The organism is Nocardioides luteus, assembly GCF_000960475.2.
Taxonomy (GTDB): domain Bacteria; phylum Actinomycetota; class Actinomycetes; order Propionibacteriales; family Nocardioidaceae; genus Nocardioides; species Nocardioides luteus_A.
Genome location: NZ_JZDQ02000025.1, coordinates 42,859 through 55,636 on the forward strand (window position 1 = coordinate 42,859; position 12,778 = coordinate 55,636).

11 protein-coding genes and 2 pseudogenes are annotated in these 12,778 nt (G+C 71.2%); 7 read left to right on the top strand and 6 right to left on the bottom strand.

Features of this window, described 5'->3' with window-relative positions; translation table 11 throughout:
• Positions 1–2 precede the first annotated feature (2 nt).
• The 4 genes from UG56_RS28430 to UG56_RS17695 are packed head-to-tail and all read left to right on the top strand — an operon-like array spanning position 3 to position 3,196.
• On the top strand, positions 3–974 hold the full coding sequence (locus UG56_RS28430; protein ID WP_045552092.1) for a metal ABC transporter substrate-binding protein: 972 nt from the start codon (positions 3–5) through the stop codon (positions 972–974).
• Positions 971–1,783 (top strand): metal ABC transporter ATP-binding protein, encoded by an 813-nt coding sequence (locus UG56_RS17685; protein WP_256206724.1) that lies wholly within the window; start codon positions 971–973, stop codon positions 1,781–1,783. The genes UG56_RS28430 and UG56_RS17685 overlap by 4 nt, the downstream gene beginning before the upstream one ends.
• Positions 1,783–2,802, top strand: coding sequence for a metal ABC transporter permease (locus tag UG56_RS17690; RefSeq protein ID WP_045551468.1), 1,020 nt, complete (start codon positions 1,783–1,785; stop codon positions 2,800–2,802). Before UG56_RS17685 ends, UG56_RS17690 begins: the two co-directional genes overlap by 1 nt.
• Complete coding sequence (locus tag UG56_RS17695) at positions 2,789–3,196, top strand: Fur family transcriptional regulator (RefSeq protein ID WP_045551469.1); 408 nt, start codon at positions 2,789–2,791, stop codon at positions 3,194–3,196. Before UG56_RS17690 ends, UG56_RS17695 begins: the two co-directional genes overlap by 14 nt.
• A 72-nt stretch (positions 3,197–3,268) precedes the next feature.
• Here the strand turns inward: UG56_RS17695 and UG56_RS17700 are convergent, their stop codons facing one another.
• From UG56_RS17700 to recO, 3 genes and pseudogenes are all read right to left on the bottom strand, one after another.
• Complete coding sequence (locus UG56_RS17700) at positions 3,269–4,057, bottom strand: isoprenyl transferase (RefSeq protein ID WP_218145239.1); 789 nt, start codon at positions 4,055–4,057, stop codon at positions 3,269–3,271.
• A gap of 139 nt (positions 4,058–4,196) precedes the next feature.
• Positions 4,197–5,354: pseudogene (locus UG56_RS27590) on the bottom strand (YibE/F family protein); the annotation flags it as partial.
• 7 nt (positions 5,355–5,361) lie between these two features.
• Complete coding sequence (recO, locus tag UG56_RS17705) at positions 5,362–6,090, bottom strand: DNA repair protein RecO (RefSeq protein WP_008363785.1); 729 nt, start codon at positions 6,088–6,090, stop codon at positions 5,362–5,364.
• Between the two features lie 70 nt (positions 6,091–6,160).
• Between recO and UG56_RS17710 the strand changes: the two genes are divergently transcribed.
• A complete protein-coding gene (locus UG56_RS17710) occupies positions 6,161–7,600 on the top strand; it encodes an HTTM domain-containing protein (protein ID WP_045551471.1) in 1,440 nt (479 codons plus the stop codon).
• Between the two features lie 91 nt (positions 7,601–7,691).
• Entirely contained in the window at positions 7,692–8,516 is an 825-nt protein-coding gene (locus tag UG56_RS17715) for a hypothetical protein (protein ID WP_045551472.1), read from the top strand.
• Between the two features lie 9 nt (positions 8,517–8,525).
• On the opposite strand, the gene pdxR is transcribed toward UG56_RS17715, so the two are convergent.
• Positions 8,526–9,914 carry a MocR-like pyridoxine biosynthesis transcription factor PdxR gene (gene pdxR, locus UG56_RS17720; protein ID WP_084101231.1) on the bottom strand — a complete coding sequence of 463 codons (1,389 nt, stop codon included), beginning with the start codon at positions 9,912–9,914 and terminating at the stop codon, positions 8,526–8,528.
• 67 nt (positions 9,915–9,981) lie between these two features.
• On the opposite strand from pdxR, the gene UG56_RS17725 reads away from it, so the two are divergent.
• Positions 9,982–10,971 (top strand): DMT family transporter, encoded by a 990-nt coding sequence (locus tag UG56_RS17725; RefSeq protein WP_071327173.1) that lies wholly within the window; start codon positions 9,982–9,984, stop codon positions 10,969–10,971.
• Here the strand turns inward: UG56_RS17725 and UG56_RS29140 are convergent.
• Together UG56_RS29140 and leuA are read right to left on the bottom strand one after the other, a co-directional pair.
• Positions 10,952–11,176: pseudogene (locus tag UG56_RS29140) on the bottom strand (alpha-isopropylmalate synthase regulatory domain-containing protein); the annotation flags it as partial. The gene UG56_RS17725 and the pseudogene UG56_RS29140 sit on opposite strands and share 20 nt — an antisense overlap.
• A complete protein-coding gene (leuA, locus tag UG56_RS17730) occupies positions 11,164–12,711 on the bottom strand; it encodes a 2-isopropylmalate synthase (RefSeq protein ID WP_371264394.1) in 1,548 nt (515 codons plus the stop codon). The pseudogene UG56_RS29140 and the gene leuA, both read right to left, overlap by 13 nt.
• Positions 12,712–12,778 lie beyond the last annotated feature (67 nt).

Below are 12,778 nucleotides of genomic sequence, written 5' to 3' on the forward strand. Positions count from 1 at the left end.
TCATGGCCCCCACAATCCGCTACGCCGGTGTCTTCGCTGCCGGCGCGCTCCTGCTCACCTCCGGCTGTGCCGCCCTCTCCGACGACTCCGGTTCCGCCGGCTCCGACTCGGGGAAGGTGCAGGTCGCGGCCGCGTTCTACCCGCTGGAGTTCGTCGCGGAACGCGTGGGCGGTGACCTCGTCGACGTCACCGGGCTCACCAAGCCGGGCGTCGAGCCGCACGACCTCGAGCTCAGCATCAACCAGACCGCGGCGCTGCAGAGCGCCGACGTGATCCTCAGCGAGCACGGCTTCCAGCCCGCCGTCGACGACGCGATCGAGCAGAACGTCAAGGGCGCCGTGGTCGACGTCGAGAAGACCGTCGACCTCCGCCCCGCCGAGGAGGGCGGCGACGAGCACGGCGCCGAGGAGCACGAGGAGGAGGCCGCCTCGGGCGAGGACGAGCACGACCACGGCGAGTTCGACCCCCACTTCTGGCACGACCCGGCGCTGATGGCCGACTACGCCGACGCCGTCAGCGCAGCGCTGGCCAAGGCCGACCCCGACAACGCCGAGACCTACGCGGCCAACGCCAAGGCCCTGACCGAGGACCTCACCAAGCTCGACGAGGAGTTCAAGACCGGGCTGGCCCAGTGCACGATCAAGGAGGTCGTGGTCTCCCACGACGCCTTCACCTACCTGGACAAGTACGGTCTGGAGTTCGAGCCCATCGCCGGCCTGACGCCCGACGCCGAGCCCAACCCGGCCCAGCTCGCCGCGATCGGCGAGCACGCCAAGGAGCACGGCGTGACCACGATCTTCTCCGAGCGCCTGGTCAGCCCTGCGCTCGCCGACACCCTCGCCGGCGACCTCGGTCTGAAGACCGCCGTGCTCGACCCGATCGAGGGGCTCTCGGCAGACACCGAGGGAGAGGACTACCTTTCCCTCATGCGGCAGAACCTCGACGCCCTGAAGGCGGCCAACGGTTGTCAGTGAACCCCAACGGGAAGAGAACAGTCCCGGCCGACGTCCCCGTGCAGCTCGTGCACGGGGATGTCGCCCTGTCCGGGCGCCCCGTCCTGCGCGAGGTCGACCTGACGGTCAACCGCGGTGAGTTCGTCGCGCTGATGGGTGCCAACGGCTCCGGCAAGTCGACGCTCGTACGCACCCTGGTCGGCCTCAACCCGCTCTCTGCCGGCCGCCTGGAGCTCTTCGGCCGCGCCTTGGGTGGCTTCCACGACTGGTCCCGGGTCGGCTACGTGCCGCAGCGGAGCACGGCCACCGGCGGCGTACCGGCCTCGGTGTGGGAGGTCGTCGCCTCCGGCCGGCTCACCCACCGCAAGCTGCTGCGGCCGCTGCGCAGCGCCGACCGGGCCGCGATCCGGGCCGCGCTCGAGGTGGTCGGGATGGATGCGTACGCCCACCGCGGGGTCGCTCAGCTCTCCGGCGGTCAGCACCAGCGGGTGCTGATCGCGCGGGCGCTCGCCGGCCGCCCCGAGCTGCTGCTGCTCGACGAGCCCACCGCCGGCGTCGACCTGCCCAACCAGCACGCGCTGGCCGCGGCGCTCGGCCGGCTCAAGGACGACGGCGCCACCATCGTGCTGGTCGCCCACGAGCTCGGGCCGCTGGCGCCGCTGGTCGACCGGGCCGTCGTCATGCGCGACGGGCGCAAGGCGTACGACGGTCCGCCGCTCTCCGACGCCGACGTCCACGCCCAGGGCTTCGACGCCGGGCACGTCCACTGCGACGACGCCTCGACGCCCTCGGCGAACCCCGCGGTCCCCACCCCGTTGAAGGAGCTGTGATGACACTCCTCGAGCTCTTCTCGGTCCCGTTCATGCAGCGGGCCCTGATCGCGGCGTTCCTCGTCGGGATCGCGGCCCCGGCGGTCGGCACCTACATCGTGCAGCGCCGCCTGGCCCTGATGGGCGACGGCATCGGCCACGTCGCCGTCACCGGCGTCGCGATCGGCCTGTGGACCCAGACCTCGCCGACCTGGACCGCGGTGATCGTGGCGATCGCCGGGGCCGTGGTCATCGAGGTCGTCCGCGAGCGCGGCCACGCCGAGGGCGACGTCGCCCTCGCCATGCTCTTCTACGGCGGGCTCGCCGGCGGCGTCTTCGTCACCGGTCTCGCCGGCACCGGCGCCTCCCGGCTCCAAGAGTTCCTCTTCGGCTCGATCCTGACGATCTCGGTCGACGACCTGCTGGTGACCATGGCCCTCGCGGTCGTGCTGATCCTGATCTGCGTCGGGCTCTCGCCGCAGCTGTTCGCGGTCTCCCAGGACGCCGACTACGCCAAGGTCGCCGGGCTGCCGGTGCGCTTCTACTCGATCCTGGTCGCCGTGCTCGCCGCCCTGAGCGTCGTGATCGCGATGCGCACCGTCGGGCTGCTGCTCGTCTCCGCCCTGATGGTCGTGCCGGTCGCCATCGTGCAGCAGCTGACCCGGTCGTTCCGGATGACGCTGCTCGGCGCGATGGGCGCCGGGCTGGCGGCCTCGGTCGGCGGCCTCGTGCTCGCCGCCGCACTCTCCCGCACCGGCGCCAACGTCCAGCCCGGTCCCAGCATCGTGCTGGTCGCACTGGCCGGGTTCTTCCTGGTCTGGCCGCTCGGCGCCTGGCTGCGCCGCCGGCGCGCGCTCGTGGCTCCGTTCCCGGAGACCGCACCCGAGGAGAAGCCGGTCGACGAGGCCCACCCGCACCACCACGGCGAGAAGTGTGGTCATGTCGCGGTCGAGCACGGCGACCACGTCGACTACATCCACGACGGCCACCGGCACGCGGCGCACGTCGGCGCGGAAGGAGAGCACTATGACGAACACTGACCCTGTGGCGGCCGATCCCTCGGGGGCCTTGCGACCCACCAAGCAGCGGCTCGCGGTGGCGGAGGCGCTACGGACGTACGACGGCTTCCACTCCGCCCAGGAGATCCACTCCCGCCTCGACGGCACCGTCGGCCTGGCCACCGTCTACCGCACGCTGACCGCGCTGGCCGAGGCCGGCGCCGTCGACGCGATGCGCTCCGAGGACGGCGAGACCATCTACCGCCGCTGCTCCGACACCCACCACCATCACCTGGTCTGCCGCCAGTGCGGCCGCACCGTCGAGGTCGAGGGCCCCGCCGTCGAGCGCTGGACCAAGACCATGGCCGAGGACAACGGCTTCACCGACGTCTCCCACACCCTGGAGATCTTCGGCACCTGCACCGACTGCCGCTAGCTGCCGAGGCGTCACGTACGTCGGCCGACACGTCACTCCGTGCCGACTCGACCGACGCGGGTGACGTCTCGGCTATACGGGGTTGGGGAGGGCACCGCCATAGCGGCGGTCCCGGGAGGCGTACGTCTCGATGGCATGCCACAGGTGGCGGCGGTCGACGTCGGGCCAGAGCACGTCGGTGAAGACGAACTCGGAGTAGGCCGCCTGCCAGAGCATGTAGTTGGACAGCCGCTGCTCGCCGGAGGTGCGCCAGATCAGGTCGGCGTTGGCGAGCTCGGGGACGTAGAGGTACTTCTCGATCGTCTTCTCGGTGATCTTGTCCGCCCGGAGCCGGCCGGCGGCGACGTCCTCCCCCATCCGGCGCATCGCGTCGGTGAGCTCGGCGCGGCCGCCGTAGTTGACGCACATCGTCAGGGTGCACACCGTGTTGTGGCGCGTCATCTCCTCGGCGACCTTGAGCTCGTTGATGACCGACTTCCACAGCCGCGGCGCGCGGCCGGCCCAGCGCACCCGGACGCCGAGCTCGTTCATCTCGTCGCGGCGGCGGCGGATGACGTCGCGGTTGAAGCCCATCAGGAACTTCACCTCGTCGGGCGAGCGCGACCAGTTCTCGGTGGAGAACGCGTAGGCCGAGATGGCCTTCACGCCGATCTCGATGGCACCTTCGACGACGTCGAAGAGGCTCGACTCACCCTCTTCGTGGCCCTTGGTCCGGGGGAGGCCACGCTCCTTGGCCCATCGGCCGTTGCCGTCCATGATGATCGCCACGTGCTCCGGGACGAGGTCCTTGGGGACCGGGGGCGGGGTAGCCCCGGACGGGTGGGGTGTTGGGGTACGGACCGGCTTGCTCACGAGGTGCAACCCTAGTCGGGCGATAGCCAGGAGGCGGCTGCGGGCCCGGAGGCTGCGGTCTGGGCGGGACCATCGGACGCCGGGGCGCGTCGTACTCCATCTCCGCAGGGTCCACTGCCGGGCCGGGCAGGGTCATCGCGCCGATGATGGTGGTGATCGGCATCGCCAGCACCACGCCGATGCCCGCGGCCATCGTGGCGACGATCTCGCCGGCCATCTGCTCGGTCGTCAGTAGCGAGAAGAAGGTGCGGTCGTAGAGCTGGATCACCAGCAGCAGGGTCAGCGCGCTGCCGACGTAGGCGAACACGATCGTGTAGATGGTCGAGGCGACATGGTCGCGTCCGATCCGCATCGCGCCCCGGAAGACGTCCCAGCGCGACGTGTGCGGGCCGGCGGCGCGCAGCTCCCACACCGCCGAGGCCTGGGTGATGGTGACGTCGTTGAGCGCACCCAGACCGGCGATGATCACCGCGGCGACCAGGAGGCTCTGCAGGTCGAGCGCCGCGTCGAGCGAGGAGAGCGTCTGACCGCTCTCCGAGCCCAGGCCGCTGAGCCGGCTCGCGCCGATCGCGAAGGTGCCGATCAGGGCGGTCACCGTGACCCCGGCCAGGGTGCCGGCGAGTGCCACCGACGTACGCACCGAGAGGCCGTGGGTCGTGTAGAGCACCACGTAGAGGATCAGCACCGAGGAGACCAGCGCGACCCACGCCGCGGGCTCCCCGGAGAGCAGCGCGGGCAGCAGGAACAGCCACACCACCGCCCCCGCGAACCCCAGCCCGAGCACCGCCATCAGCCCGCGCATCCGCGCGACGGCGATGACGCAGACCACGAAGAGACCAACCAGCAGGAGCAGCGGCGGGCCGCGCTTGACGTCGAAGAAGGCGTACGCCGCCTCCCCCTCCTTCTCGGTGCGCGAGAGCTCCACCTCGTCACCGGCCTCCAGCCCGGAGCGGGCCATCGGGGTCGAGATCTTGACCCCCACCTCGGTGCCGGTGTCGGGTCCGCTGGTGAGCTTCGCCGTGGCGGTGTCGCAGCCCTTCGGCTGCCCCTCGGCGGTGCACGGCGCGGAGACCGAGACCACGTCGGCGGTCTCGAAGACGACGCCCTTGGCGATGAACTGCTGGGATCCCTGGAGCTTGTCCACGGCGGCGCTGTCGGGCCACCAGACCGCGACCCCGACGACGGTGAGGACGGCGACGAGCACCAGCGAGACGGTCAGCACCATCCGCGGCAGCGACTCGACCTCCACCTCGGCGTCGTGCCCACCGTGTGAATGCCCGTGCGAGTGGCCGTGCGAGTGGCCCATCGTGTCCTCAGCTCTCGACGTATTCGAGCGACCGCAGGTTGCGGTCCAGATGCCAGGAGAGGTACGCAGCGACCAACCCGCTCGCCTGTCTGCTGGTCCGGTCCTCGGCGCGGCCGACGGTATCCCAGTCACCTGAGAGAAGCGCACCGAGGTGGGTCAGCGTCTCGGGCGAGGGCGTCGCCGAGCCCGGCACCCGGCAGGTGGTGCACAGCGCACCACCCATGGACACGTTGAACCACCGGTGCGGGCCCTCCAGCCCGCACCGCGCACACGCCTCGAAGGACGGTGCGTAACCGGCGACCGCCAGCGAGCGGAGCAGGTAGGAGTCGAGCACGTGCCGGGGAAGCCGGTCGCCCTGGGCGAGCACCCGCAGCCCACCGACGAGCAGCAGGTACTGCTGCGGCGCCGGCTCGCCCTCCTCGTGGACCAGCCGGTCGGCGGTCTCGAGCATCGCGGTGCCGGCGGTGTAGCGGTCGTAGTCGAGCCCGATCCCGGCGTGGAACAGGGTGAGCGTCTCGGCCTGGGTGATCGTGTCGAGGTTGCGCCCCTCGGCGAACTGCAGGTCGACGTGGGTGAACGGCTCCAGCCGTGAACCCCATCGCGAGGTGGTGCGCCGCACGCCCTTCGCCACCGCACGCACCCGGCCGTGGTGGCGGGTGAGCATGGTGATGATGCGATCGGCCTCACCGAGCTTGTGGGTGCGAAGCACGATGGCCTCGTCGCGGTAGAGGGGCACGGCCCCATTCTGCCGCACCAGCCTGGGAGAACGCGGACACGCCGGGGCGAAACCAGATGATAATGCCGCGGTGACCGACGTACGGACCCGCGAGCTGACCTTCGACCGGCTCAGCCTGTTCACCATGCTCTGGGCGGGACAGGGTCTGATCCAGCTGCTCACCTATGAGTACTTCCCCCACGACGCCCTCTTCGGTCTGCTCCTGGTGGCGACGCTCGCGGCGATCGTCCTTCCCCGACGCACGCCGGCGCTCGCCACGATGCTGGTGCTCAACCTGGCCTACTCGTGGGCACACCTCCCCTACCAGGTCAATCATCATCTGCTCGAGGACTGCATCAACCTGATCCTGCTCGGCGCGCTGGCCATCGCGTGGGTGCGGCGCAGGCAGGGCCGGGCCGACACCGACCTCCGCTCGGCGACGTACGAGGCCTTCTCGGGTCCGGCCCGCGGTGCCCTGGTCGTCGTGTATGTGTGGTCGGGGATCGCGAAGGCGAACACCGACTTCTTCGACCCGATGGTGGGGTGCGCGGCCACGCTGCTCGGCACCGCCCTCCACGCCGAGCAGAACAGCGCGATCGTGGCATGGCTCGCGACCCCGGCCGCGGCCGCCACCCTGGTCACCGAGATCGGCCTGGGGCTGCTGCTCGCCTTCCGCAGGACGCGGTTCCTCGCCATTCCGATCGGGCTGCTGTTCCACCTCTCCCTCGCGATGGTCCCGATCGCGGCGGTCCAGGCGTTCAGCTACGCCGCCACCGCGACGTACGCCCTGTTCCTCAGCCCCGAGGTCGCCGCCGCGGCGAGCGACCTGGTCGGCAACGGCCTTCGCCGGCTACGCCGCCACCTGGCCGTGACCCTCGCCGGCGCCGCGGTCGCGGTCGGTGTCCTGGTGGTCGCCGTCAGGCTGGCGTCCCGGGCGGTCGGGTCCGACGACGCCTTCACCTACGCCCGGGTGGGACTGTGGTTCCTCGGCCTCGTGGTTCTCGTCGTCGTCTACTTCCGGTCCATGCTCATGGTGGTACGCCGCGACGGGCCGCGTGCCGTCGCCGTCTCCGACCCGCTGTTCACCGGATCGCCCGCGCTGTGGGTCGTGACCCTGCTCGTCCTGGTGAACGGCAGCCTCCCCTACCTCGGGTTCAAGACGCAGACGTCGTTCACGATGTTCAGCAACCTCTGGACCGAGGACGGCCGGACGAACCACTGGTTCATCAGCCCGGCCCTCCAGATCGGTGACTACCAGGGCGGCCTGGTCGAGATCATCGAGACCGATGACCCCGAGCTGGGCGAGGTCGCCGAGGCCGGGCACCGGATGACCCGGTTCGAGTTCGAGCGGGCTCTGAGCGCGAAGGACGACATCTCCGTGGTGTGCAGCTGCTACGGGCAGATCCGGCGCATCGAGAAGGTCGCCGGCGAGTTCACCGACTACGAGCCCCGCTTCTCCTACACCCCGTTCCTGGGGAAGGTGATGTCGTTCCGCACGGTGCCGGACGGCAAGGTCACCTGCACCCAGTGACCACGCCGCCGACCTCACGTCGCAGCCACATGATGGCAACGACGCGTGTGGGTCAACGTGATCGGCGGGCTCGTCTCCTATCGTGCCGGTCATGAGCTCACCAGGCATCGCGACCGCGCCGCCCCAGCCCGCGCACGACGACCGCGAGCCCGGCACCGCCGCCGGACCGCCGGTCACCCACGTCGACTGGCTGATGCTGGCGCTCGCGGTCGTCTCGGTGGCGGCCGTGGTGTGGGTGTCGTTCTGGGACGTCTCCCAGGTCTGGTACGACCGGGTCGTCGTCGCCGACTACATCGTCTGCGGCATCTTCGCGATCGAGTTCCTGGTCCGCTGGCTCCGCTCGGGGCTCGGCTGGATGTTCCCGCTGCTCTACTGGTACGAGCTGCTCGGCATGATCCCGCTCGGGCTCGCCGCCAGCCCGGCCTTCCGTGGCTTCCGGCTGCTGCGGATCGTGCTCATCCTGCTCAGGCTGATGCGCGCCGCCGACCGTGCCTTCGGCGACCGGGTCTCGGCGTACGTCGTGGGGAGGTTCTCGGGCGCCATCGTCAACGCGATCCGCAAGCCGATCACGGTCGCGGTGCTCGACGAGGTCATCGCGGTGATCCAGACGGGCAACTACACCCGGCACATCTCCAGCGCGATCGAGGAGAACCGGGCCGAGATCGACACCCTCATCATCGACCTCATCCGTCAGGACCAGGCGACCGGGAAGCTGCGCTACCTCCCCTTCCACGACGACGTCGTCCGGCTGGTGGCCGACACCGTGCTGCGCCTGGTCGACGAGGGCCTGGCCGACCCGCGGGTCCACGAGATCATCTCCGACGCCATCCGCGAGTCCGCCAAGGAGCTGCGCGAGAACATCGGCACGGACCAGCACGCCGCGGTCAAGCTCGACCAGGAGCGGTTCGGGAAGTAGACCTGTCCGCTACGTCGGCTCCTGGGTGATCAGGGGCGCCAGCCGTCTGACCGCCTCCCGGAGACGGTCAGGGGTCGTCGCCGCGTAGCCGATCACCAGGCCCGGCGGACCGTCTCCCTGGCGGTGCCGGGACAGCGGATGAACCGCGATGCCCGCCTCGAGCGCGGCCTCGGCGACGGCGGTGTCGTCGATCCCGTCGGGAAGCGTCGCCAGTACGTGCAGCCCGGCTGCCACACCCCGGACCCGAGCGGCCGGCAGATGCTCGGCGAGCGCCTCGAGCAGGGCGTCGCGACGGGCCTTGTGGCGCGGCCGGACCAGTCTCAGGTGGCGCTCGAAGGCACCCGAGGTGAGCATCCGCGCCAGGGTGATCTGGGGCAGCGCGGGGCTGGCCAGGTCGAGCCAGTAGCGCTCCTCGACCAGCTCCTCCTGCATGCCGGGCGGGGCGATCAGCCAGCCGATCCGCATCGCCGGCGCGAGCGTCTTGGAGACACTGCCGAGGTGGACGACCCGGTCGGGAGCGAGTCCCCTCACCGCCGCGACCGGCGGCCGGTCGTAGCGGTGCTCGGCGTCGTAGTCGTCCTCGATCACCAGCCGGTCCGGACGTGCCCGGACCCAGTCGATCAGCGCCCGCCGCCGCTGCGGAGAGAGCACCACCCCGGTCGGGAACTGGTGAGCAGGGGTCACCACGACCGCATCGACCCCGGTCGCCTCGAGCGCCGCCACGTCCAGGCCGTCGCCGTCCACCGGCACCGGGACCGTGGTCATGCCCCACCGCTGCAGGTGCACGCGGCCGCCGTAGGAGCCCGGCTCCTCGAAGCCGACCACGGTCCTGCCGCGCTTCTCCAGCCAGCGCGCCAGGAGCACGAGTCCCTGGGCGACGCCGTTGACCACCAGGATCTCGTCCGGCGAGACCGTGATGCCGCGGGTGCGGCCGAGCCAGACCGCGAGCGCCTCCCGCAGCGCCGGCACACCGCGCGGGTCCCCGTAGCCGAGGTCCGCGCTGCCGATCTCGCCGAGCACCTCGCGCGACGCCTTGGCCCACGCTGCCCGCGGGAACGCGGAGAGGTCCGGCACCCCCGGGGAGAGGTCCAGGTCAGGGGTCGGCAGCCGGGTGGCGGCACCGAGGCGGCGTACGGCTCCGGGGACCGCGCTCACCCGGGTCCCGCCGCCGCTGCGCGCCGCGAGCAGCCCCTCGTCGGTGAGTCGCTGGTACGCCTCGACGACCACCCCGCGTGACACCCCGAGCTGGGTGGCGAGCGAGCGCGAGGCCGGCACCCGCGCGCCGACCGCGAGCCGGCCGTCGGCCACCGCGTCGCGCAGGGCACCGGTGAGCCAGCTCGCCAGCCCACCCGCCGGCACCCCGGCCGGATCGAGCTGGAGGAAGTCGGCACCGGTCACTTGGTCCACTCTTCCACGACGAGTTTGGATCTGTCAGCCAGACCAAACCGAGGCGAACCTCGTAGACATGACCACCGAAGCCCTCCCCCGCCCCGACACCCCCGACACCCCGGCCGCCGGCTCCGGGTCCCACCGCGGCATCCTGCTCGGCATCGTCTTCGCCGCGGCCGGGATGGTCTGCGTCGGCAGCAGCGTCGCGGTCTCCGCGGCGATCACCGACGCCCCGCTCTTCACCCTGCAGACGGTCCGGTACGCCCTCGCCGCCCTGCTCCTGCTCGTGGTCGCGCGCGTCACCGGCTGGCAGGTGCCACGCCCGCGCGGTCGCGAGTGGCTCTGGCTGGCCGGGGTGGCCACCGCCGGCCTGGTGCTCTTCAACATCGGCGTCGTCCGCGGCGTCGCCCACGCCGAACCTGCGGTGATCGGCGTCGCCGTCGCGGCCGTCCCGATGCTGCTCGCGGTCGTCCCGGCGATCGCGACCCGCACGCTCCCGGCTCGCGCGGTGATCGTCGGGGCGATGGTCGTGACGGCGGGAGCCGTGCTCGTCGAGGGGTTCGGGAGGACCGATGCGGCCGGGGTCGGCTACGCCCTCCTGGTGCTGGTCTGCGAGGCCGGCTTCACCCTTCTGGCGGTTCCGGTCCTCCCCCGCCTGGGCGCCTTCGGGGTCTCGTTCCACTCGGTGTGGATGGCGACCGCGGGCATGGCCGTCATCGGCGTGGCGACCGAGGGACCGGCCGCCGTGACGACGCTCGACGCCGTCGACCTGCTCGCCGCGCTCCACCTGGCCGCGGTCGTCACCACGCTCGCGTTCCTGCTCTGGTTCACCGCGGTCAGGCGCCTCGGCTCCGGCCGCGCCGGCCTGTTGACCGGGGTCGTGCCCGTGGCGGCGGCCGGCCTCGGCGTACCTCTCCACGGGATCGTGCCCGGCCCGATGGTCTGGCTGGGCACGGCGGTGGTCGCGCTGGGCCTGGTGATCGGGCTGCAGGAACCGCCGAGTCGGCGCGTTGGAACGCGCCGACTCGGCATGTTCCGGCGGAGCGTCAGCCGCGCGGGATCGTGACCGCCTGGGCGCGGTTGGCCGCGCAGACGACGGCCCGCAGGGAGGCGGTGACGATGTTCTCGTGGATGCCGATGCCCCACACGATCTCGCCGGCGATCTCACACTCGACGTACGCAGCCGCGGCCGCGTCGCCACCGGCTGAGAGAGCGTGCTCGGCGTAGTCGAGGACGCGGATCTCGGCGCCGGCCTCCTTCAGCGCGTCGACGAACGCCGCGACCGGACCGTTGCCGACGCCCTTGTAGGTGCGGACCTCGCCACGGACGCGGGGGCGACGACCTGCTCGTCGCCGCCCTCGGCGTCGGTCACCGAGGACCAGCTCTCCAGGGCGTACGGCTCCTCGCGCTCGAGGTACTCAGCCGAGAAGATCGACCAGATCTCCTCGGGGCTGACCTCGCCGCCCTCGGTGTCGGTGTGCTGCTGGACGACACGCGAGAACTCGATCTGCGCGCGACGCGGCAGATCCAGGGAGTGCTCGGTCTTGAGCAGGTAGGCCACGCCGCCCTTGCCGGACTGGCTGTTGACCCGGATGACGGCCTCGTAGGTGCGGCCGACGTCCTTGGGGTCGATGGGCAGGTAGGGCGCCTCCCACGGGATCTCGCTGACGTCCTTGCCTGCCTCGGCGGCGATCCGGTCGAGGTCCTCCAGGCCCTTCTTGATGGCGTCCTGGTGGGAGCCGGAGAAGGCGGTGTAGACCAGGTCGCCGGCGTAGGGGTGGCGCGGGTGGACGTTGATGTTGGTGACGTACTCGACGGTGCGGCGGATCTCGTCGATGCCGCCGCCGACGGTGAAGTCGACCTGCGGGTCGATGCCCTGGGAGAAGAGGTTCATGCCCAGGGTGACCAGGTCGACGTTGCCGGTGCGCTCGCCGTGACCGAACAGGCAGCCCTCGACACGGTCGGCGCCGGCCATCAGGCCGAGCTCGGTGGCCGCGACCGCGGTGCCGCGGTCGTTGTGCGGGTGCAGCGAGATGGCCGAGTGCTCACGGCGGGTCAGGCCGCGGCCGAAGTACTCGATCTGGTCGGCGTAGGTGTTCGGCGTGGACATCTCCACCGTGGCGGGCAGGTTGAGGATGATCTCGCGGCCGGCCTCCGGCTGCCACACGTCGCTCACCCGCTCGCAGACCTCGAGCGCGTAGTCGGTGTCGGTCTGGGTGAAGATCTCGGGCGAGTACTGGTAGCCGAAGTCCTCGGTGCCGATCAGCTCGGGCACGTGCTCCTCGGCGTACTTCATCACCATCTCGGTGCCGCGCACCGCGATCCCGATGCACTCGGCCGGGGTCACGTTGAACACGACCCGGCGGAACAGCTCGGCGGTGGCGTTGTAGAGGTGGATCGTGGCGCGCGGGGCCCCGGCGATCGACTCGGCGGTGCGCGAGATGAGGTCCTCGCGTGCCTGGGTCAGGACCGAGATCTGTACGTCGTCGGGGATCCGGTCCTCCTCGATCAGCTTGCGCACGAAGTCGAAGTCGGTCTGGCTCGCGCTCGGGAAGCCGACCTCGATCTCCTTGTAGCCCATCGCGACCAGCAGCTCGAACATCCGCAGCTTGCGGGCCGGGGTCATCGGGTCGATCAGGGCCTGGTTGCCGTCACGCAGGTCGGTGGAGAGCCAGCGCGGCGCCTTGGTGATCTTCTTGGCGGGCCAGGTGCGGTCGGGGACGTCGACGGGCACGAACGCGCGGTAGCGCTCGAACGGCATCCCCGACGGCTTCTGCTGGTTGCTGGAGTTGCTCAGGTTGGTCATGCGGAATCCTCATCGGGTGGGAGCGAGTGCCGGCGCACGTCGAACCTCCGCAGCGAGGGAGTCCGGC

What these genes read in the sequence shown, in the direction of transcription:
- UG56_RS28430 (WP_045552092.1), top strand. Translation starts at nt 3, where the DNA reads ATGGCCCCCACAATCCGCTACGCCGGTGTCTTCGCTGCCGGCGCGCTC.
- leuA (WP_371264394.1), bottom strand. Translation starts at nt 12,711, where the DNA reads ATGACCAACCTGAGCAACTCCAGCAACCAGCAGAAGCCGTCGGGGATG.
- UG56_RS17715 (WP_045551472.1), top strand. Translation starts at nt 7,692, where the DNA reads ATGAGCTCACCAGGCATCGCGACCGCGCCGCCCCAGCCCGCGCACGAC.
- UG56_RS17725 (WP_071327173.1), top strand. Translation starts at nt 9,982, where the DNA reads ATGACCACCGAAGCCCTCCCCCGCCCCGACACCCCCGACACCCCGGCC.
- UG56_RS17695 (WP_045551469.1), top strand. Translation starts at nt 2,789, where the DNA reads ATGACGAACACTGACCCTGTGGCGGCCGATCCCTCGGGGGCCTTGCGA.
- UG56_RS17690 (WP_045551468.1), top strand. Translation starts at nt 1,783, where the DNA reads ATGACACTCCTCGAGCTCTTCTCGGTCCCGTTCATGCAGCGGGCCCTG.